General features: G+C 71.0%; 17 protein-coding genes, 1 pseudogene and 1 riboswitch. Of the genes and pseudogenes, 8 read left to right on the forward strand and 10 right to left on the reverse strand.

Annotated features, from left to right (window positions below; translation table 11 throughout):
* Nucleotides 1–159: 159 nt before the first annotated feature.
* A complete protein-coding gene (locus ACFVKT_RS28990) occupies nucleotides 160–1,608 on the reverse strand; it encodes a glycine hydroxymethyltransferase (protein WP_385736878.1) in 1,449 nt (482 codons plus the stop codon).
* A 41-nt stretch (nucleotides 1,609–1,649) separates the two neighbouring features.
* Nucleotides 1,650–1,736, reverse strand: a riboswitch (ZMP/ZTP riboswitch).
* Nucleotides 1,737–1,864: 128 nt separating this feature from the next.
* On the opposite strand from ACFVKT_RS28990, the gene rocD reads away from it, so the two are divergent.
* The 3 genes and pseudogenes from rocD to ACFVKT_RS29005 all read left to right on the forward strand — a co-directional run bounded on the left by rocD (nucleotide 1,865) and on the right by ACFVKT_RS29005 (nucleotide 4,902).
* On the forward strand, nucleotides 1,865–3,085 hold the full coding sequence (gene rocD / locus ACFVKT_RS28995) for an ornithine--oxo-acid transaminase (protein ID WP_385736881.1): 1,221 nt from the start codon (nucleotides 1,865–1,867) through the stop codon (nucleotides 3,083–3,085).
* A gap of 96 nt (nucleotides 3,086–3,181) precedes the next feature.
* Nucleotides 3,182–3,994: pseudogene (locus ACFVKT_RS29000) on the forward strand (alpha/beta hydrolase); the annotation flags it as partial.
* A gap of 47 nt (nucleotides 3,995–4,041) precedes the next feature.
* Nucleotides 4,042–4,902 (forward strand): hypothetical protein, encoded by an 861-nt coding sequence (locus ACFVKT_RS29005; RefSeq protein WP_385737331.1) that lies wholly within the window; start codon nucleotides 4,042–4,044, stop codon nucleotides 4,900–4,902.
* Between the two features lie 221 nt (nucleotides 4,903–5,123).
* On the opposite strand, the gene ACFVKT_RS29010 is transcribed toward ACFVKT_RS29005, so the two are convergent.
* Nucleotides 5,124–6,542 (reverse strand): PLP-dependent aminotransferase family protein, encoded by a 1,419-nt coding sequence (locus ACFVKT_RS29010; RefSeq protein WP_385736884.1) that lies wholly within the window; start codon nucleotides 6,540–6,542, stop codon nucleotides 5,124–5,126.
* A 95-nt stretch (nucleotides 6,543–6,637) separates the two neighbouring features.
* Between ACFVKT_RS29010 and ACFVKT_RS29015 the strand changes: the two genes are divergently transcribed.
* Nucleotides 6,638–7,126, forward strand: a complete 489-nt coding sequence (locus tag ACFVKT_RS29015; RefSeq protein WP_385737333.1) for a carboxymuconolactone decarboxylase family protein — start codon at nucleotides 6,638–6,640, stop codon at nucleotides 7,124–7,126.
* A 137-nt stretch (nucleotides 7,127–7,263) separates the two neighbouring features.
* Nucleotides 7,264–8,175: a GNAT family N-acetyltransferase gene (locus ACFVKT_RS29020; RefSeq protein WP_385736887.1), complete on the forward strand. Its 912-nt coding sequence runs from the start codon at nucleotides 7,264–7,266 to the stop codon at nucleotides 8,173–8,175.
* Here ACFVKT_RS29020 and ACFVKT_RS29025 read toward each other — a convergent pair.
* Nucleotides 8,158–9,105 (reverse strand): LysR family transcriptional regulator, encoded by a 948-nt coding sequence (locus ACFVKT_RS29025; protein ID WP_385736890.1) that lies wholly within the window; start codon nucleotides 9,103–9,105, stop codon nucleotides 8,158–8,160. The genes ACFVKT_RS29020 and ACFVKT_RS29025 overlap by 18 nt on opposite strands.
* Before the next feature lie 94 nt (nucleotides 9,106–9,199).
* On the opposite strand from ACFVKT_RS29025, the gene ACFVKT_RS29030 reads away from it, so the two are divergent.
* Together ACFVKT_RS29030 and ACFVKT_RS29035 are read left to right on the forward strand one after the other, a co-directional pair.
* Complete coding sequence (locus tag ACFVKT_RS29030) at nucleotides 9,200–10,603, forward strand: MFS transporter (protein ID WP_385736893.1); 1,404 nt, start codon at nucleotides 9,200–9,202, stop codon at nucleotides 10,601–10,603.
* A gap of 42 nt (nucleotides 10,604–10,645) precedes the next feature.
* Complete coding sequence (locus ACFVKT_RS29035) at nucleotides 10,646–11,335, forward strand: siderophore-interacting protein (RefSeq protein ID WP_385736896.1); 690 nt, start codon at nucleotides 10,646–10,648, stop codon at nucleotides 11,333–11,335.
* Nucleotides 11,336–11,446: 111 nt separating this feature from the next.
* On the opposite strand, the gene ACFVKT_RS29040 is transcribed toward ACFVKT_RS29035, so the two are convergent.
* The 4 genes from ACFVKT_RS29040 to ACFVKT_RS29055 form a co-directional block, all read right to left on the reverse strand.
* Entirely contained in the window at nucleotides 11,447–12,436 is a 990-nt protein-coding gene (locus ACFVKT_RS29040; protein ID WP_385736899.1) for a malate dehydrogenase, read from the reverse strand.
* 580 nt (nucleotides 12,437–13,016) lie between these two features.
* Nucleotides 13,017–14,318: an XRE family transcriptional regulator gene (locus tag ACFVKT_RS29045; protein WP_385736902.1), complete on the reverse strand. Its 1,302-nt coding sequence runs from the start codon at nucleotides 14,316–14,318 to the stop codon at nucleotides 13,017–13,019.
* A 664-nt stretch (nucleotides 14,319–14,982) separates the two neighbouring features.
* Nucleotides 14,983–15,552 carry a DUF3017 domain-containing protein gene (locus ACFVKT_RS29050; protein ID WP_385737334.1) on the reverse strand — a complete coding sequence of 190 codons (570 nt, stop codon included), beginning with the start codon at nucleotides 15,550–15,552 and terminating at the stop codon, nucleotides 14,983–14,985.
* 178 nt (nucleotides 15,553–15,730) lie between these two features.
* On the reverse strand, nucleotides 15,731–16,585 hold the full coding sequence (locus tag ACFVKT_RS29055) for a bifunctional methylenetetrahydrofolate dehydrogenase/methenyltetrahydrofolate cyclohydrolase (RefSeq protein ID WP_385736905.1): 855 nt from the start codon (nucleotides 16,583–16,585) through the stop codon (nucleotides 15,731–15,733).
* 242 nt (nucleotides 16,586–16,827) lie between these two features.
* Between ACFVKT_RS29055 and ACFVKT_RS29060 the strand changes: the two genes are divergently transcribed.
* Complete coding sequence (locus ACFVKT_RS29060; RefSeq protein ID WP_385736908.1) at nucleotides 16,828–17,439, forward strand: RDD family protein; 612 nt, start codon at nucleotides 16,828–16,830, stop codon at nucleotides 17,437–17,439.
* Nucleotides 17,440–17,663: 224 nt separating this feature from the next.
* Here the strand turns inward: ACFVKT_RS29060 and ACFVKT_RS29065 are convergent, their stop codons facing one another.
* From ACFVKT_RS29065 to purN, 3 genes are all read right to left on the reverse strand, one after another.
* Nucleotides 17,664–18,026 (reverse strand): hypothetical protein, encoded by a 363-nt coding sequence (locus tag ACFVKT_RS29065; RefSeq protein WP_385736911.1) that lies wholly within the window; start codon nucleotides 18,024–18,026, stop codon nucleotides 17,664–17,666.
* Nucleotides 18,027–18,356: 330 nt separating this feature from the next.
* Nucleotides 18,357–19,925, reverse strand: coding sequence for a bifunctional phosphoribosylaminoimidazolecarboxamide formyltransferase/IMP cyclohydrolase (gene purH / locus ACFVKT_RS29070; protein ID WP_385736914.1), 1,569 nt, complete (start codon nucleotides 19,923–19,925; stop codon nucleotides 18,357–18,359).
* Nucleotides 19,922–20,551: a phosphoribosylglycinamide formyltransferase gene (gene purN, locus ACFVKT_RS29075; RefSeq protein WP_385736917.1), complete on the reverse strand. Its 630-nt coding sequence runs from the start codon at nucleotides 20,549–20,551 to the stop codon at nucleotides 19,922–19,924. The genes purH and purN overlap by 4 nt, the downstream gene beginning before the upstream one ends.
* Nucleotides 20,552–20,775 lie beyond the last annotated feature (224 nt).

A 20,775-nucleotide genomic window follows, 5' to 3' on the forward strand; every position in this document is an offset into this window, starting at 1 on the left:
GAAGGTAATGACCTTCCCGAAGGTCACGACTCTCGTGAACGCCGCGAGGCCGGCCCAAGCTCGACAAGCCGCCGGAACCGGCGAAGACCCGCGAAGACCGGCGGGGACGGGTGAGAACCGGCCCGCGTCCCCGCCGGTGTCCCCGCCCCCGCCGTGAAGTCAGCCGAGGTCGATCTCCGGGTAGAGGGGGAAGCCGGTGAGCAGGTCGGTGGCGCGGTGCGAGATCTCGTCGGAGATCTTCGGGTCCAGGACATGCTGGGCCTTGGACGGCTTGCCCTTGGCGGTGGTGCCGGGCTCGGCGGCGGAGAGGACGCGGTCGATCAGCCCTGCGATCTCGTCCATTTCCACCGCGCCCAGGCCACGCGTGGTCAGCGCGGGCGTGCCGATGCGGATACCGGAGGTGTACCAGGCGCCGTTGGGGTCGGCGGGGATGGCGTTGCGGTTGGTGACGATGCCCGAGTCGAGCAGGGCGGTCTCGGCCTGGCGGCCGGTGAGGCCGTAGGAGGAGGCGACGTCGATCAGGTTGAGGTGGTTGTCGGTGCCGCCGGTGACCAGGGTGGCGCCGCGACGCATCAGGCCTTCGGCGAGGGCGCGGGCGTTGTCGACGACGGCCTGGGCGTAGTCGCGGAAGTCGGGGCGGCGGGCCTCGGCGAGCGCGACGGCCTTGGCGGCCATGACGTGCGGGAGGGGGCCGCCGAGGACCATCGGGCAGCCGCGGTCGACCTGCTCGGCGAGGGTTTCGTCGCACAGCACCATGCCGCCGCGCGGGCCACGCAGCGACTTGTGCGTGGTGGTGGTGACGATCTGGGCGTGCGGGACGGGGTCGAAGTCACCGGTGAGCACCTTGCCGGCGACGAGGCCGGCGAAGTGGGCCATGTCGACCATCAGCGTGGCGCCGACCTCGTCCGCGATCTCCCGCATGACGCGGAAGTCCACCAGGCGGGGGTAGGCGGAGTAGCCGGCGACGATGATCAGGGGCTTGAACTCACGGGCGGAGGTGCGCAGGGCCTCGTAGTCGATGAGGCCGGTGGCGGGGTCGGTGCCGTAGGAGCGCTGGTCGAACATCTTGCCGGAGATGTTCGGGCGGAAGCCGTGGGTGAGGTGGCCGCCGGCGTCCAGGGACATGCCGAGCATGCGCTGGTTGCCGAGGTCGCGGCGGAGCTGGGCCCAGTCGGCCTCGGTGAGGTCGTTGACGTTGCGGACGCCGGCCTTGGCGAGCGCGGGTGCCTCGACGCGCTGGGCGAGGACGGCCCAGAACGCGACGAGGTTGGCGTCGATGCCGGAGTGCGGCTGGGCGTAGGCGTGCTCGGCGCCGAAGAGTTCGCGGGCGTGCTCGGCGGCGAGGGCCTCGACGGTGTCGACATTGCGGCAGCCGGCGTAGAAGCGGCGGCCGACGGTGCCCTCGGCGTACTTGTCGCTGAACCAGTTGCCCATGGCCAGGAGGGTGGCCGGGGAGGCGTAGTTCTCGGAGGCGATCAGCTTGAGCATGTCGCGCTGGTCGGCGACTTCCTGGCTGATGGCGTCGGCGACACGGGGCTCCACGGCCCGGATCACTTCGAGGGCGCTGCGGAAGGCGGTGGACTCGGTGGAAAGGGGCTGTTCAGACATGGCGGCCTCCGGACGGCGTGGCGTAGGGCATGCACGATTCGCGGTTCGGCCCAGGCGCACGGCACTCGGTCTGCGAGCCGCTCCCCGATGGTCGTTCCCATCCCAGCGCGCCAGTCACGGCCCGCCGGTCACCCTACCGGGAGCGCCGGATCGCGAGGCTTGCGAGTCCACCATGCGAGCGACGAGAGGGACGATAGAAGCGGGCCGGAACCGACCCTCACTCCCCTTCCCTGTGCGGTAGGAAACGGAGGATCCCGTGAGCGTTACGGAGACCACGCGGGCGTATATCGCCTCGGCCGACGCGCACAGTGCGCACAACTACCACCCCCTGCCGGTCGTCGTGGCGACGGCGGACGGGGCGTGGATGACGGATGTCGAGGGGCGCCGCTATCTCGACATGCTCGCCGGGTACTCGGCGCTGAATTTCGGGCACGGCAACCGGCGGCTGCTCGACGCGGCGAGAGAGCAGCTGGAGCGGGTGACGCTGACGTCGCGGGCGTTCCACCACGAACGGTTCGCCGAGTTCTGCGCGCGGCTGGCGGAGCTGTGCGGCATGGAGATGGTGCTGCCGATGAACACGGGAGCGGAGGCGGTGGAGACGGCCGTGAAGACGGCCCGGAAGTGGGGGTACCGGGTCAAGGGCGTCCCGGACGGCAGGGCGAGGATCGTGGTGGCGAGCGACAACTTCCACGGCCGTACGACGACGATCATCAGCTTCTCCACGGACGTGGAGGCACGGGCGGACTTCGGGCCGTACACGCCGGGCTTCGATGTCGTGCCGTACGGGGATCTGGCGGCGTTGCGGGCGGCGGTCACCGAGGAGACGGTCGCCGTGCTCCTGGAGCCGATCCAGGGGGAGGCGGGGGTGCTGGTGCCGCCGGAGGGATACCTCCAGGGGGTGCGCAAGGTGACGCGTGAGCGGAACGTCCTGTTCATCGCGGACGAGATCCAGTCGGGGCTGGGGCGGACGGGCCGGACCTTCGCCTGTGAGCACGAGGGGGTCGTGCCCGATGTGTATGTGCTGGGCAAGGCGCTCGGGGGCGGGGTCGTGCCGGTGTCGGCGGTGGTGTCCTCGGCCGAGGTGCTCGGGGTGTTCCGGCCGGGTGAGCACGGGTCGACGTTCGGGGGGAATCCGCTGGCCTGTGCGGTGGCCCTTGAGGTGATCGCAATGCTGCGGTCGGGCGAGTACCAGCGGCGGACCGCCGAGCTGGGCGATCATCTGCACCACGAGCTGGGGCTGTTGACGGGCACGGGCCAGGTATCGCAGGTGCGCGGACGCGGGCTGTGGGCGGGGGTCGACATCGCCCCGGCGTACGGAACGGGCCGGGAGATCTCCGAGAAGCTGATGGACCGGGGTGTCCTGGTCAAGGACACCCACGGCGTCACCATCCGGATCGCCCCGCCGCTGGTCATCAGCAAGGAGGACCTGGACTGGGGGCTCGCCCAGCTCCGCGCGGTGCTCACGGTCGGGACATAGAGGCCGAGACGTAGAGGCCGAGATAGACGGGCGGCGACACAGGGGTCGAGATACAGGGGCCGAGACACAGGGCTAGTGGCTGCGGGGGCGCTCCGTGGTGGGGGTGTGAAGGAACAGACCGCCGGACTGTATGCGCGGCGGCTGGCCGAGCGGGGCTTCGTCGCCCTCGCGTACGACGCCGCCTTCCAGGGCGAGAGCGAGGGCACCCCGCGCGGTCTGGAGGACCCGGCCCACCGGGTGGAGGGCATCAAGGCCGCGGTCTCGTTCCTCACCACCCGCGACGAGGTGGACCCCGAGCGCATCGGGGCGCTGGGGATCTGCGCCTCCGGCGGGTATGTGCTTTCCGCCGCCGCGACCGACCACCGCGTCAAGGCAGTCGGCACGGTCAGCGCCGTCGACATCGCCCGCCAGTTCCGCCTGGGCGCGGACGGCGCTCAGGACCCCTCCGTCATCCAGGGCATGCTCGACTCGGCCGCGGGCGCGCGTACCGCCGAAGCGCGCGGCGAGGGCGTCCAGAGTTTCCAGCTGTTCCCCGACACCGCCGAGCAGGCCCGCGCGCTGGGCGGCACCCACGGCTTCGATGGCTTCGAGTACTACTGCACCGACCGCGCTCAGCACCCGCGCTCGGCGAAGTTCCTCACCTGGTCCAGCGTGGACCACATGGTCTCCTTCGACGCCTTCCGCTTCGTCGACCTGATCGCGCCACGCCCGCTGCTGATGATCGTCGGACGCGAGGCGGTGACCTCCTGGATGAGCGTCGAGGCGTTCCAGAAAGCCCGTGGGTCCAAGGAACTTCACTGGATCGACGGCGCCAGTCATATCGACCTGTACGACAAGGAGCAGTACGTGCGCCCCGCGGTCGCAGAGCTGACCGACTTCTTCCGGGCCCACCTGGCGGAGGCCAAGTAGGACGAAGGCCGCGCGCGCGTCACTACAGTCAATTCGTGCTCTTTGGAATGATCTGCGCCCTTGGTGCGGCCGTCTGCTTCGGTACGGCGACGGTGTTGCAGGCGATGGCCGCGCGGGCGGCGGCGCCCAGCGGTAGCGGCTTGGGCAGCAGTGGCTCAGGCAGCGGGTCCGGGGTGGATGCCGCGCTGCTGCTGCGGGCGTTGCGGCAGTGGCGGTATCTCCTGGGGCTCGCGCTCGACGGCGCCGGGTTTCTGCTCCAGATCGTGGCGCTGCGGTCCCTGCCCATCTACACGGTGGGGGCGGCCCTCGCCGCGAGCCTGGCGGTGACGGCGGTGGTCGCGGCGCGGCTGCTGCGGGTGCGGCTCAGCCGGGTCGAGTGGGGTGCGGTGGGAGTGGTGTGCGCGGGGCTCGCGATGCTGGGACTGGCGTCGGGGGCCGAGGGGGACCGCGCGGGTTCCGACGCGTTGAGGTACGCGATGTCGGGGACCGCGGTGGGTGTGCTGCTGTTGGGGGCCGCGGGCGGGCGGTTGCCCGGGCGGGGGCGGGCGCTTGTCCTGGGGCTTGGGGCCGGTTTCGGGTTCGGGGTGGTCGAGGTGTCGGTGCGGCTGATCGACGGATTCTCCATCGGATACCTGCTGCGCAACCCGGCGACGTACGCGCTTCTCGTCGGCGGGGGTGCGGCGGTTCTGCTTCTCACCTCCGCCTTGCAGCGGGGGTCGGTGACCGTGGCCACCGCCGGGATGGTGGTGGGGGAGACCGTCGGGCCCGCGGTGGTGGGGGTGGTGTGGCTGGGGGACCGTACGCGGGAGGGGTTGGGGTCGCTGGCCGTGCTGGGGTTCGCGGTCGCCGTGGTGGGGGCGTTGGCGCTGGCACGGTTCGGGGAAGCACCGGCGAATGGGGGGACGTAGGGGTTTTCGCCCCCTCCGCCCGCTGGCGCGGTTCGGGGAGGCGCCGGTCGAACAGAGGGCGTAGAGACTTCTCTCCCCCTCCGCCCCTGGCCCTCCCGTATCCGGGAACTCCCTCCGCGCCTGCCCCTCCCGCATCCGGAAACTCCCTCCACCCCCACCCCTCCCACATCCGGGAGCCTCCGCCCCCGGGCCCCCGAATCGCGCTGAACGCGCGCTCGTCCTCAAACGCCGGACGGGCTAGGAGCGGCGCCCTCCAGCGCAGCGCACAGTGCGTCCAGCGCCCCCGACCACGCATGGTCCGGCGGCGTGCCGTAACCCACCACCAGCGCGTCGAGTGGATCGGTGGCGGCGTCCGGGTGGCGGTAGCGGGACAGGCCGTGGACGGCGAGGCCCTGCCAGGTCGCCGCTCGCACGACCGACTGCTCGGTGCCGGGCGGGAGTTGGAGGACCGCGTGGAGGCCGGCCGCGATGCCGGTGGCGTGGACGGCGGGGGCGCGGGTGGCCAGGGCGGAGACCAGGGCGTCGCGGCGATGGCGGTAGCGGAGGCGGGCGGCGCGGACGTGGCGGTCGTAGGCGCCGGAGTTGATGAACTGGGCGAGGGTCAGTTGGTCGAGGACGCCGGTGGACCAACCGCCGCCGCCCTTCAGGGCCGTGACCTCGCCCACGAGGGACGGCGGCAGGACCAGCCAGCCCAGGCGCAGGCCGGGGGCCAGGGATTTGCTGGCGGTGCCCAGGTACACCACGTGGTCGGGGTCGAGGCCTTGCAGGGCGCCGACCGGCTGGCGGTCGTAGCGAAACTCGCCGTCGTAGTCGTCCTCCAGGATCAGCCCTCCGGTGCGGCGGGCCCAGCCCACGGCCTCGGCCCGGCGGTCGGGGTGGAGCGGGACGCCCATGGGGAACTGGTGCGACGGGGTCAGCAGCAGGGCCCGTACGCCCGTCAACTCGTCCGTGCGGGTGCCGAGTTCGTCGAGCGGCAGGGGGATGGTGCGCAGGCCCGAGCGGTGCAGCAGGTTCCAGTGGACGTCGAGGCCGTACGACTCCACGGCGAGCGAGCGCAGGCCCCGTCGGCGCAGGATCATGCCGAGCAGCGTCAGGGCGTCCGCGAAACCGGAGCAGATGACGATGTGGTCGGCGTCCGCCCGTACGCCTCGGGCGCGCGCGAGGTAGCCCGCGAGGGCGGTGCGCAGTTCCGGGCGGCCCCGCGCGTCGCCGTAGCCGAAGGCCTCGTGCGGTGCGGCGGTCAGGGCGCGGCGGGCGGCCTTGAGCCACTCGGCGCGCGGGAAGGAGGCGAGGTCGGGGCTGCCGGGGACCAGGTCGTACGTGGGGCGCCCCGGCTCGCGGGTGTGGGGCGCCGAGTCCGGAGCCGCTCGCGGAACCGCTCGCTCCGCCACCCGGGTGCCCGAGCCCTGCCGTGCGGTGAGCCAGCCCTCGGCGACGAGGCCGGCGTACGCGTCGGCGACCGTGTTGCGGGCGATGCCCAGGTCGGCGGCGAGCGAACGGGAGGAGGGGAGGCGGGTTCCGGGCGCGAGCCTGGCGCTGCGGACGGCCTCGCGCAGGGCGTCCGTCAGACCTCTGCGGATACCGGGCCCGGTCGGCTCGACATGCAGGTCGACCCCCAAAGTGGCCCATGCTTTTGCCATGGGAATGGACCATACCGCTGGGCTACTCCACTCGTAGGGTCCAGATCATGACGACGCACAGCACGACACAGCGAACCGTAGCGACGGACGAGGACATGACCACGGCGTACGCCCCCGAGCCCGCCGCCCGTCTCGCCTGGGCCAAGCTCGCCCCCGACGTCTACAAGGCCATGGTCAGGCTCGACGCCGCGGCCCGGCAGGGCGTGGATCCCGTACTCCTGGAGCTTGTGAAGATCCGCGCCTCGCAGCTCAACCACTGCGCGTTCTGTCTCGACATGCACACCAAGGACGCGCTCGCGGCCGGTGAGAGCGTCGAGCGGATCGTGCAGCTCAGCGCATGGGAGGAGTCGCCGCACTTCTACACGGAGAAGGAACTCGCGGCGATCGAACTGACCGAGGCGGTGACCGTCCTCACCGACGGCTTCGTGCCGGACGCGGTGTATGAGCGTGCCGCCGAGCACTTCGAGGAGAAGGCGCTGGCTCAACTGATCGCCGCGATCACGGTGATCAACGCATGGAACCGGTTCGGGGTGACGTGCCGACTCGTGCCGGGCCACTACAAGGCCGGGCAGCACAAGGCTTAGGGCGCATCGAGTCAATCCGCGGAGGCGCTCCCGCAGCACTCCACGGAGGCAGCCGCGTCAGTCCATGGCGGCAGCGTCGCAGGCACCCATGGACTTCCATGGACTCCTCCGATTTCTTTGACTAAAGTCAAAGAACTATGGAGCCAGTGAGGAACACGGAGCCGGTGTCGCCGGACGAGGTCGCCGCCTTTCGCCGCTTCAACCGTTACTTCACCCGCCGCATCGGCGCACTGGACGACCACTACCTCGGCCAGGACCGCCCCCTCGGCGAGGCACGCCTCCTCTTCGAGATCGGCGACGGTGTCTCGCTGCGGGAACTGCGCGGCCGGCTCGCCCTGGACGCGGGGTACCTGAGCCGCATGGCGAAGTCGCTGGAAGCGCAGGGGCTGGTCCGGCTGACCGCTCCCGCGCACGACAGCCGCCTGCGCCTTATCGAGTTGACCCCGGCGGGGCGCGTCGAGGTCGGCGAGCAGAACCGCCGCGCCGACGCGCTCGCCGCCAGCCTCCTCACCACCCTCACCGCACCCCAACGCACCGAACTGGCTGGGGCGTTGGCGGCCACGCAACGCCTCCTCCGACTGGCCGGTATCACGGTCACCCTGGTCGACGGCGCCACCGAGGACGCCCGGTTCTGCCTCGACGCCTACGCGGCCGACCTCGACGCCCGCTTCCCGGAGGGATTCGACAGGACCGATCTCGTACGGCCGGAGGAGGTCACCGGGGACGCGGGCGCGTTCTTCGTCGCGTACGAGGAGGGGCGGCCGGTGGGCTGCGGGGCGCTGCGGACCCTGGAACCGGGCACGGGCGAGATCCGGCACGTCTGGGTCCACCCGGACGCCCGCCGCCTGGGCCTGGCCCGCCGCATCCTGACGGAGCTGGAACGGGCCGCCATGGAGCACGAGTTCACCGTCGTACGGCTGGACACGCACGCGGTACTCACGGAGGCGCAGGCGATGTACCGGGCGTGCGGCTACGCGGAGATCCCGGCCTATGTCGACCACGTCTACGCCGACCACTGGTTCGAGAAGCGGCTAGCCGGAACGGGCTGATCCCTCCGCCGCCATCAACTCCCGTACACAGGCGCGCAGCCAGGCATGTGCCGGGTCGGCGTCATGGCGCGGATGCCAGGCCAGCCCCAGCTTGAGTGCCGGAAGTTGGAGCGGTACGTCGAAGGTGACAAGGCCCAGGGAGCTGGCCAGGGGCACGCTCCAGAGGCTGATCAGGCCGACCAGGTCGGTGTCGCGCACCACGAACAGTGAGGCGGGGAAGGTACCGACGGTGCCCACCACCCGGCGTTTCAGACCGAGTTCGGCGAGCCGGGCATCGACGGGACCGTGCAGCTTGCCGCGCCGCGAGACGATCAGGTGGTCCGCCTCACCGGCGAACCGCTCGGGCGTCAACTCACCTTCCAGCAGCGGGTGTCCGGCCCTGACGACACCGACCATCCGGTCCTCGTGGAGGATTTCGTGATGCACCTCGGGCGCCGTCAAGTCGATGACCCCCACCTCCAGGTCGGCGGTCCCCTGACGCAGGAACGGCGCGTCGACATGGCTCTCGGCGAGGAAGCGGATCCGGATACCCGGCGCCTCCTCGGCGGCGCGGGCGAGCAGGCGGGCGCCGTGGAGGGCAGCGAGGGCGTCGTGACCGATGATCGTGAGCGTACGACTGACGGTCCTGAGGTCGGTGCCCCGGCCCGGCGAGAACAGAGCCCGCGCCCGCTCCACCACCGCGCTCACCTCCGCCCGTACAGCCAGTGCGTGCGGGGTGGGCACCATCTGGCGCCCGGCACGGACGAGCACGGGATCCCCGAGCGCCTTGCGGATGCGACCCAGGGTGCGGCTCATCGCCGGTTCGGAGAGATGCATTCGGTGCGCGGCGCCCTGCACGCTCTGCTCCTCAAGGAGCACGTCCAGGGCGACCAGCAGATTGAGGTCCAGGCTCCCGAGGCCGCCGGAACTCGCGGATTGCGTCACACGCATTCGCCCCTTGCAAAGGCTGCACTGGAAAGCAGGTCACTGCCGAGCTTACGGTGACAGGGCATCCCACACCACACCGAAGCTCCCCGGAGGAGCCATGCCCCGGCCTGCCCTGAAACGGTCCACCCTGCTCACCCTCTGCGCCTGCGTCCTGGTCGCCCAGAGCATGGTCGCCGCCATCAACCTCCTGATCCCGCAGCTCAGTTCGTCGTCCCTGCATCCCTCGCACACCGAACTGCTGTGGATGGTCGACGCCTATGTCATCGCATTCGCCGCACTGCTCGTCCCGGCCGGTGCGCTCGGCGACCGGCACGGCCGCAAGGGCGCTCTGCTCGCCGGGCTCACCCTGTTCGCGGCGGGCGCCGCCACCAGCGCGCTCGCCCAGAGCCCGGTGACGCTGATCGCGGGCCGCGGCCTGTCCGGCGCGGGCGCGGCGCTGATCACCCCGGCGACGATGTCGATCCTGGTGCACCTCTCCGCCCCGGAACACCGCTCGCGGGCGATGGCGTCCTGGACGCTCGCGCTCGGCCTCGGCGGTCTCGCCGGCAACCTCGGCGGCGGTCTGGTCGGCCAGTTCCTGTCCTGGCGTGCCCTGTTCGGGGCGATGGTTCCGCTGGCCGCCCTGCTGGCCCTCGCGGTCGCCCTCACCACACCCCGCACGGACCGCGCCGCACACAGCAACCTCGACCCCACCGGCACCCTGCTCCTGACCGCGGGCCTGGTCGCGGTCCTCTTCGGCATCATCGAGGGCCCGACGTACGGCTGGACCTCCCCGCGCATCGTCACGGCCTTCGCGGCAGGCGCCGTACTGATCGCCGCGTTCACCCGCCACGCCCTGCGCTCCCGCGCCCCCCTCTTCGACCCGCGCGTCTTCGCCTCCCCCACCCTGCGCGCGGCCACTCTCGGCACGGCGACCGGCTTCTTCGGCCTGTTCTCCCTCTTCTACGTCAACTCCCAGTACCTGCAAGGCATCAAGGGTTACGGCGCCGCCGTCACCGGCGTCGCGATCGTGCCGCTGACGGTCGGCATGGCCCTCGTCCCGAAGTTCGCCGTCCGTTGGTCGCACCGCCCGCGCCCGGTCATCGGCACCGGTCTCGCGCTCATCGGCCTGGGCCTGCTCGGCGCGTCCACCGCGGACGCGGCCACGCCCTACTGGACGTACGCCTGCTGGCTGCTCGTCATCTCCGCAGGCACCGGTCTGTCCATGCCCGCGCTCACGGTCGGCGTCGTCACCTCGTTGCCGCCGCACCAGACGGGCCTCGGCTCCGGCCTCGGCACCTCGGCTCGCGAACTCGGCGCGGCCCTCGGCGTCGCGGTCACCGGCACGGTCCTGGCCGCCCACCCCGACCTCGCTCACGGCATGGGCCCGGCGCTGCGCACGGTGGCCCTGGTCGTGCTGGCGGCGACGGCACTCGTGGTCGCCGGATACCGGCACCGGCCCGGGACACGTACCATCGCGTCCGGCCAGGAACGCGTACTATCGCGTTCATCTCGCCCCTGACGATCAACTCCCCTTACTGACCGCCCCGTTGAGGAGTCACCCGTGCCCGCCCTCCTGAACCCCGTCCTCGACCTGCTGATGCTCCGCGGAACCATCACCGAGGCCGGACCGATCACCGCCCGCATGCGCCGGCTCCGCATCGAGGGCGACGCCCTCACCGGACTCGACGTGCGCCCCGGACGGCAGGTACGCGTCCTGGTCGGCTCCGGGCTGACCCGCCGCACGTACTCCGTATGGCGCTACGACCCCTCCGGTGCCGTCGAGTTGTGCGTGCTGGACCACTCCGAGGCGGGGCCCGGAGCACGCTGGGGACATGACGTCGAGGTCGGCGCGCAGGTCCGACTGGGCAAGCCCGAGGGGTCGTTCACTCTGCGCCCCGACGCCGCCCATCACGTCTTCGCCGGCGAGGAGACCGCCTCCGTCGCCTTCGGCGCGATGCTGGCCGCGCTGCCCGAGGGAACGCGCGTGTCCGGTTGTGTGGAGACGGAGACGGCCGAGGACCGGCTGCCGTTGCCGCACTCCGACCGCCTCAACTGGCTGACCAGGGGCGGGACTCCGCTCCCGGCCGCGGTCCGGGAGCTCGCCCCCGAGCCGGGCGGGATCGCCTACGTCGCCGGCGAGGCCCGTACCGTGCAGCAGGTACGGCAGGTGCTCGTACGGGAGTTGGGCTGGGACCGGCGCTCTGTCGTCACCAAGCCGTTCTGGGCGCCGGGGAAGCGGGGGCTGGAGTAGGCCCCGGGGGCCGCCGTGCGTGACGCACCACGGGCCCCGTTCCGGCCGTGACCGGAACGGGGCCCGTGCAAGCCCGTGACAGTGCCGTGCTGAACGGCCCGCCGGGGTGGCTCAGATGAGGCCGAGGGCGCGGACAGCCTCGCGCTCCTCCGCCAGTTCCTGGACCGACGCGTCGATGCGGGCGCGGGAGAACTCGTTGATGTCCAGGCCCTGGACGATCTCGTACACGCCGTCCTTCGTGGTGACCGGGAAGGAGGAGATGAGGCCCTCGGGGACGCCGTAGGAACCGTCCGACGGGATGCCCATGGAGGTCCAGTCGCCGTCCGCCGTGCCGTTGACCCAGGTGTGGACGTGGTCGATGGCGGCGTTGGCGGCGGAGGCGGCCGACGAGGAACCGCGGGCCTCGATGATGGCGGCGCCGCGCTTGGCGACCGTCGGGATGAAGTCCTCGGCGAGCCACTTCTCGTCGCTGACGACCTCGGCGGCGTTCTTGCCACCGACCGTGGCGTGGAAGATGTCGGGGTACTGGGTGGCCGAGTGGTTGCCCCAGATGGTCAGGCGCTTGATGTCGTTGACCGTGGAGCCCGTCTTCTTCGCGAGCTGCGTGAGCGCGCGGTTGTGGTCCAGGCGGGTCATCGCGGTGAAGCGCTCGGCCGGTACGTCCGGGGCGGCGGCCTGCGCGATGAGCGCGTTGGTGTTCGCCGGGTTGCCCACCACGAGGATCTTGATGTCGTCGGCGGCGTTGTCGTTGATCGCCTTGCCCTGGGGCTTGAAGATGCCGCCGTTGGCCTCGAGGAGGTCGGCGCGCTCCATGCCCTTGGTGCGGGGGCGGGCGCCGACGAGGAGCCCGACATTGGCGCCGGCGAAGGCGACGTTCGGGTCGTCCGTGATGTCGATACCGGCGAGCAGCGGGAAGGCCGAGTCGTCGAGTTCCATCGCGGTGCCCTCGGCGGCCTTGAGCGCCGGGGTGATCTCCAGGAGGCGCAGCTTGACCGGCACGTCCGCGCCGAGCAGCTGGCCGGAGGCGATGCGGAAGAGCAGGGCGTAACCGATCTGGCCGGCCGCGCCGGTGACGGTGACGTTCACGGGGGTGCGGGTCATGGCGTTCTCCGTATGACAGCTGGCGGTGGGGCGTCCCTGCCCCGGGGTGCAGGAGCTCCCCTGCGTCCGCCGCTTTGATCGATCAGGGGTACCGGTGATCGGCCTCTTGGCGTCGGCACCGATGATCGATCTCTTGGCGTCAAGAGAGATCCGCCGTCAGGCTATCGCGCATCCGGGAGCCCGAGTATCCGGGTCGGTGTGGCCCAGCCCACAGAACGCTGTGGGGGTGGCGGTCGCCGGGCCCGGGAGAGTGGGCTCGGCGACCGCCGATGGGGTACCGGGGGGCCTCCGGGAGGGGGTGTTTCCTCCCGGGCGGCACCGGATCCCGTGGGGGTACCGGTGCGTCTGCCCGGGATGGGGGGCGGCATTCCGGGTGGGGGGAGGTTTTTTCGCCCCCCTCCGCCCCTGCCCGTCCCTTGCTCCTGGGGGCTGCCGCCCCCAGACCCCCGCATCGCGCTGAACGCGCTCGTCCTCAAACGCCGGACGGGCTGAAACCACCGCCCCCACGGGTGGGTGGGGGATCGGGATGGCAATGCCTTCGTCCCCGAACGCCGGACAGGCGGTGAATCAGCATCCTGAACTACTGCGTGCAGCCCGTCTCCCCCGACGCCAGCGTCGCGCACGCCTTTGCGTCGCCGGCGTCCTTTACGGCCACCATCGGCGTGTAGGCGTCGGTGTCCGCTTCGACCGAGCCGGTCTGCTTGGCCTCGGCGCCCGCGCCGGCGGACACCTCGACCGTGTCGCCCACGACCGCCTGGGTGATACGGGCCCAGGCGGCGGAGCAGGTCTTGCTGTAGCGGACCTCGACGAGGGTCGTGCCTACGGTGATGCTGGTGGCGGTTGTCGCCAGTTCACCGCCGCAGCCCATGTTCTCCGGGTCCGCGCCCGCGCAGTCCGCGCCACTGCATTTCACGCCGGCCGGCAGGTCGGGAGCGGGAGCGGCGGAGCTCGTGGGTGCCTCGGGCGCGCTCTCGTCCTTCTTGTCACCGTTGCTGGTGAGGAAGACGGCCGCTGCCACCACGACGAGCGCGCCGACGACCCCGGCGAGGAACATGGTGAGCCGCCGCTTGCGCCGCGCCCCGTCGGGCGAACCCTGGCCGGCCCCGGAAGGCCGGGCATCCCGAGGCGGACCGCCGGCAGAACCACCGGGACCGGCGGACCCCACAGAACTGGCCGGACCGGCCGGACCCGCGGGCCCGAACTGTCCGCTGCCACCGGACGGCGGCGTGGCGACGACCCCCCACCCGCCGCCCCGCCCGGAACCACCGGACGAGCCACCCCCGTAGGAAGAGGACCCGTGCGAGGAAGTCCCCTGCGAGGATGTCCCCTTCGAAGAAGCCCCCTGCGGCGGTGCTCCGTACGACGAGGACCCGCGCGCGGAGCCCAGGCCGCCCCCGCGGGACGAGTCCTCCACATCCGCGGCCGACGGCTGCGGTGGCACCGTGGGCGACACCCCCGCGGGCCCGGCGATCCCAGGTGTCGCGGTGGCACTGCCGCCCTTGCGGGCCTGCCTGGCGTTGCTCCCGTTCGCCGGGGGTGCGCCGAACTCCCCGAGCGCGGCGCGCGCCTGGGAGATCCGGATCGCTTCCATCGTCATGTCGTGGCGCATCTCCGAACGGCTCCAGGCACGCTCGGCAAGCTCCCACATGGTGGTCAGATGCATGGGATTGGTACCGGTCACCTCGGCCAGGGCGACGATCGCGCCCTTGGGCGCGAGAAGCCGGCCGTTGAGGTAACGCTCCCAGGACGTCTTGCTGTATCCGGTGCGGTCGGCCACGGCGGCGATGCTCAGACCGCTCCGGTCGACGAGTCGGCGCAACTGGCTGGCGAATTCTCTGACCTGCGGATCGAGTTCATCCGGCAAGGCCCTCCAACGAGGCATTGCTTCTCCCCCCTACGTCTTTCCCCCCGTACGTGGCTGGTTGTTCCCCGTACGTCAAATCGCTGTTCCCCCGTGCACGGCGCCCCTCCGCCGAGTCCCTGTTCTGACTACCCACAGGGATGTGTTCGGTAAGGATCTCAGTTCCCGGGATGGGGGCGCACGGGAGCGTTCGGGCGGAGGCATGCACCGTTGCACGCCCGTTGGTCTGCGGTCCAGTGTCCCATCGGCATTGTTGTACGACCGGTCGAACCCCTGACTTCCGCACAGGACGTCCTGGACCGTCCCGATTGCCCACGTTATCCCGGCCGTTGGGCCGGATCGGGGCAAATCCTTGAACTTGTCAAGACATCGACACAACGGGAACACAGTTGCCACCTCAGGTGCCCCGAGAGCGATCACCTCACCCGAGGGTCACGAACCACCGTGTACACAAGGGGAGTTGTCGCATCCGTGGCCGCCCGGGCGCGGCTTCCGTTGCATGGCGCGGACACCGTAGCGGAACGGTCACTTCCGTGCCACAGCGGGCTGACAGCTGTTGAACAGTCTGTTCCCGTGCACAAGTGTTGTCCCCGGGCGGAACACTCGCCCGCTCGCGGCCCGTCCTTACTCGGGGGAGAGGACGGGCCGCGACCGTGTCCGCCGACGCGGGCGCACCCGGGGGCCCTCAGCGGACCGTGAAGTGCAGGGTGTCGTCCAGGAACGGGATCTCCAGCCACGGATCGGGCTGCGCCATCAGCGCGAGCAGCACGATGGCCACGCCGAGCACTCCGTACGTCACCAGGTCCGTGAAGCGGGAGCGGACCGCGAGCATGCCCACGTCGGGCAGGATCCAGCGCAGCGCGGCGCCCCCGAGCAGCGCGACTCCGATCAGGATCGTGCCGTACCGGAACACGTCGAAGGCCGTCAGCAGCAGGCCGAGCGCGACCAGCGAGAGCACCAGGAGGATCGGCCACTGTCGCGCGGGCGCCGGGGCGTCCCTGGGCGCCGCCCGGCCGCCGCCCTCGGGCCGCGCGGTGTCCCGGGTGAACAGCGGAAAGCGCCGTGTGGTGCGCCGGGGATTCCCCTCGGCGTCGGGCGCGCTCACCGGGTCGACCGCGACCAGGTCGGCGAAGTCCCCGTCGCCGTCGCTCTGCGCGTCCGGCTCTCCGGGCTCCGCGCTCGCAGCATCCGCCGCCGACCGGCCGTTGACACCAGGCGTGTCCCGTACGACCGGTGCCGCGCCGTTGCTCGACACATCCCGTACGACCGGTGCCGCGCCGTTGCTCAGCCCCTGCGGCACAGCGGCGGACCCGCCGGGCCCCTCGCCAGCCCTCTCCCCGGTCCCGTCATCGGTCTTCTCACCGGTCTTCTCACCGGACCGCACGCCGGACTTCCCGCCGGCCTGCTCGTCCTTCTTCCCGGAGTTGGCGCCGTCAGCCGACACTGCGCTCCGCCGCTTCCACCACGTTGACGAGGAGCTGGGCGCGGGTCATCGGGCCGACACCGCCGGGGTTCGGGGAGATCCAGGCGGCGACCTCGGCGACATCCGGGTGGACATCGCCGACGATCTTGCCGTCGGAGCCGCGGGAGACACCGACGTCGAGGACGGCGGCGCCCGGCTTCACGTCCTCGGCGCGGACGAGATGAGCGGAGCCCGCCGCGGCGACGATGATGTCGGCGCGCTTGAGGTGCGAGGAGAGGTCACGCGTGCCGGTGTGGCACTGCGTCACCGTCGCGTTCTCGGTGCGCCGGGTGAGCAGCAGCGGCATCGGGCGCCCGATGGTCACGCCACGGCCGACGACCACGACCTCGGCGCCCTTGATCTCGACGCCGTACCGGCGCAGGAGGGTGAGCACGCCGTTCGGGGTGCAGGGCAGCGGGGCCGGTTCGTTCAGCACGAGGCGGCCGAGGTTCATCGGGTGCAGGCCGTCCGCGTCCTTGTCCGGGTCCATCAGCTCCAGGATGCGGTTCTCGTCGATGCCCTTGGGGAGCGGGAGCTGGACGATGTACCCCGTGCAGGCGGGGTCCTCGTTCAACTCCCGCACCACCGCCTCGATCTCCTCCTGCGTGGCGGTGGCGGGCAGTTCGCGCTGGATGGAGGCGATGCCCACCTGCGCGCAGTCGCGGTGCTTGCCTGCGACGTACTTCTGGCTTCCGGGGTCGTCCCCGACCAGGACGGTCCCCAGGCCGGGCGTGACGCCCTTCTCCTTCAGGGCCGCCACGCGGACGGTCAGGTCGGACTTGATCGCGGCTGCGGTGGCCTTGCCATCGAGAATCTGGGCGGTCATGACCCCATCCTCCCGGATGACCGTGTCCTGGTTCCAATCGGGCGGAGCGCGACCGGGCCCGGAAGATCACGAAGATTGCAGCTGCACAACGTATGTGCTTATCGGCTGGACAAGAACTGGCCTGTCACAGAACGATGTGCGGTGCACCATCGCGGTCCGTGTTGGGGGGCATACCGCTCATATCGTGACGTTCCTCCATGCCATCCGCGCCGTCCCCGCCTTTTGCCTGGAGGAAAATCGCCATGAGTTACGGCTCACCCAACCCGTACGGACAGCCGCAGGACCCGCAGCAGGGACAGCCCGGTTACGGCTACCCCCAGCAGGGCCAGCCCGCCGGCTACGGCGCCCCGCAGACGCCTCCCGGCGTCCCCCCGCAGCAGGGTTACGGCTACCCGCAGCAGCCGGGTTACCCGCAGGGCGGACAGCCCGGTTACGGCTACCCGCAGCAGCCCGGCTACGGCGCCCAGCCGCCGTACGCGAACTGGGGCCAGCGCTTCCTCGGCACCCTCGTCGACATGCTCGTGTTCGCCGTCCCCTACATCCTGGTGATCGTCGGCAAGGACACCCCGGCGCTGGTTCTGGTCGGCGCCCTCGCCCTCCTCGGCCTCGTGATCTGGCAGCTCATCCAGGAGGGCCGCACCGGCCAGACCGTCGGCAAGAAGGCGCTCGGCATCCGTCTGGTGCGCGAGATCGACGGCCAGCCGCTGGGTGTCGGCATGGCGTTCGTCCGCCGGCTCGCCCACTTCCTCGACAGCCTGGCGTGCTACCTGGGCTGGCTGTGGCCGGCATGGGACGCCAAGAAGCAGACGTTCGCCGACAAGGTCTGCTCGTCGATCGTGATCCGCACGCAGTAACCAACGCGTCCGCGTGAGCGACAGCGATCCGGAACCCTCCGGCAGCGCTGACCAGTTCGCGCCATTCGCTCCAAGGGCCGTGTCTCACCGTGCACAAGGGGAGACACGGCCCTGGTGTGTCGCCGACAACAGCGGCGGGCACGCTCACTTAGCGGCGCGCTCACGGTGGTTCGCCGGAAGACGGTTCGGTGGAAGTGCCGCGTCCCCGTGAAGTACCTGAGCGATCACGTCGGACAGAAGCCGCTGGTAGAAGGCTCCACGACCGTCACCTGATAGATCCCGCTCTGCGTCTGGCCGGGTCCGAGCCCGTAACTCAGGTTGCCGCTCACGCAGTACGTGACGCCCGTGCTGTTGGTGACCTCCGTGACCGCCAGAGCGGGGTTGAACCCGGCCTTCTCCCCTTCCGGTACGAGCACTGGATCCCCGTTCCCGAACAGGGGCAGGAGACACAGATAGCCCTTCGCGCACTCCACCGCCGCCGCGCCCTCGGAGGCGGCGGCGGTTCCGAGTGCCCCCGTACCGAGCGCGAAGGCAAGCGCCGCACCGACGGCGGCAATGCGACGGGTCCCGCTGTAGCTGCTCCGCATGACTGGTCCTCCAGTGGCCGGGCGAGATGGTTGACATCTGACCCTTCCAGCGGAGGGACGGACTCTGTACCCAGGTATGCGCCATTCCGCGCACCTGAGTATTGGCAGAGCCAGAAGCGGGCCTCCTCGCTCAAGTCGGACGACGTGTTCAGCGGCAGCGCCGGCTACACCGCGGACAACCGCATCAGCTCCCACAAGTGGGTGCCGTGCCGCAGGACACCTGCTCCAAGTTCATGGACTGACGCCCCGCCTGGGCGGGAATCCACCCGGACGCTCTCTCCGTGGCCCGCCGGTCGCCGACCGGCGGGCCACGGGCCTACACCCCGGCCCTCAGTGGAAGAAGTGCCGCGTCCCCGTGAAGTACATCGTCACGCCCGCCTTCTTCGCCGCCTCGACCACCAGCTCGTCGCGGACCGAACCGCCGGGCTGGACCACGGCCTTGACGCCGGCCGCGGTCAGGATCTCCAGACCGTCGGGGAACGGGAAGAACGCGTCGGACGCCGCGTACGAACCCTGCGCACGCTCCTCGCCCGCCCGCTCCACGGCCAGCTTCGCGGAGTCGACGCGGTTGACCTGACCCATGCCGACGCCGACCGAGGCGCCGTCCTTGGCGAGCAGGATGGCGTTGGACTTGACCGCCCGGCAGGCCTTCCAGGCGAAGGCCAGTTCGGCGAGTTCGGCCTCGCTGAGCGCCTCGCCGGTCGCCAGGGTCCAGTTCGCCGGATCGTCGCCGTCGGCCTGGAGACGGTCGGTGACCTGGAGCAGCGCGCCGCCGTCGATGGGCTTGACCTCGACGGGGTTGGACGGGCCGCCGAGGGCCTTGAGCACCCGGATGTTCTTCTTCCTGGCCAGCGCCTCAAGTGCGCCGTCCTCGTAACCGGGCGCGACGATGACCTCGGTGAAGATCTCGGCGACCTGTTCCGCCAACTCCTTGCTGACCGGCCGGTTGACGGCGATCACGCCGCCGAACGCGGACAGCGGGTCACACGCGTGCGCCTTGCGGTGCGCCTCGGCGACATCCGAACCGACCGCGATCCCACAGGGATTGGCGTGCTTGATGATCGCGACGCAGGGCTCGGTGTGGTCGTACGCGGCACGGCGCGCGGCGTCCGTGTCGGTGAAGTTGTTGTACGACATCTCCTTGCCGTGCAGCTGCTCGGCCTCGGCGAGACCGCCCGTGCCGTCGACGTAGAGGGCCGCGCCCTGGTGCGGGTTCTCGCCGTAGCGCAGGGTGTTCTTGCGCTCGTAGGTGTGACCGAGGAAGTCGGGGAAGCCGCTGTCGTCGGCGGCCGCGTAGTCGGCGGCGAACCAGCTCGCCACCGCCACGTCGTACGCGGCCGTGTGCTGGAAGGCCTCGGCGGCGAGCCGCTTGCGGGTGGTGAGGTCGAAGCCGCCGTTCTTCACCGCGCCGAGGACGTCGCCGTACCGGGCGGGGCTGGTGACGACGGCCACGGACGGGTGGTTCTTGGCGGCGGCGCGGACCATCGAAGGACCGCCGATGTCGATCTGCTCGACGCACTCGTCGGGCGTCGCGCCCGAGGCGACGGTCTCGCGGAACGGGTAGAGGTTGACGACGACGAGGTCGAACGGCTCGACGCCGAGCTCTTCGAGCTGGCGCCGGTGGTCGGGGAGGCGCAGGTCGGCGAGGATGCCCGCGTGGACCTTGGGGTGCAGGGTCTTGACGCGGCCGTCCAGGCACTCGGGGAAGCCGGTCAGCTCCTCGACCTTGGTGACGGGAACGCCCGCGGCGGCGATCTTCGACGCGGTCGAGCCGGTGGAGACGAGCTCGACACCGGCCTCGTGCAGCCCGCGCGCCAGGTCTTCGAGGCCGGTCTTGTCGTACACGCTGACAAGCGCGCGTCGGATGGCCCGCTTGTTGCTCTCGGCGGTGGCGGTCACTGGATAACTACCTTTCGTCCCTCAATGCGATAGCCGTTGCGGGCGAGCCGCCCCACGACATCGACGAGCAGCCTTCGCTCGACTTCCTTGATGCGCTCGTGCAGAGCGCTCTCGTCGTCCTCGTCCCGGATCTCGACCACGCCCTGAGCGATGATCGGGCCGGTGTCGACGCCGTCGTCGACGAGGTGGACGGTGCATCCGGTGACCCTCGCGCCGTACGCGAGCGCGTCGCGCACGCCATGGGCACCGGGAAAACTGGGCAGCAGGGCCGGGTGCGTGTTGACGAACCGGCCGCCGAACCGGGCGAGGAACTCCTTCCCCACGATCTTCATGAACCCGGCGGAGACGACGAGGTCGGGCTCGTGGGCGGCGGTCGCCTCGGCGAGCGCCGCGTCCCACTCGTCCCGGGTGCCGTAGTCCTTGACGCGGCTCACGAAGGTCGGCAGCCCGGCCCGCTCGGCCCGCGCGAGCCCCTCGATACCGTCCCGGTCGGCGCCGACGGCCACGATCTCGGCGCCGTACGCCTCCGACCCCGCCTCCGCGATGGCGTCGAGCAGTGCCTGCAGATTCGTACCTGATCCGGAGACCAGCACGACAAGGCGCTTGGCCACGGGCTTGGCGGCCACGGTGGGGCCCTTTCTCGGGGGAGCGTTTGCGCGGCCGGCTCGTCCAGGCTCGTTCCATGCGTTCACACGCACACATCCACGCTTGCACATGCGTATGTACATTCGTACGAATGCATCGTGCCCCGGGATACGGGGAAGTCTACGAAGCGGCCGACCGTCAGCAACGATACCGGCACACCGGGCGGCCCCCACGGGACGGGGGCGTGGCCGGAAGGTAGCGTCTG

The sequence above is a fragment of the Streptomyces sp. NPDC127595 genome, from assembly GCF_042671685.1.
GTDB lineage: Bacteria > Actinomycetota > Actinomycetes > Streptomycetales > Streptomycetaceae > Streptomyces.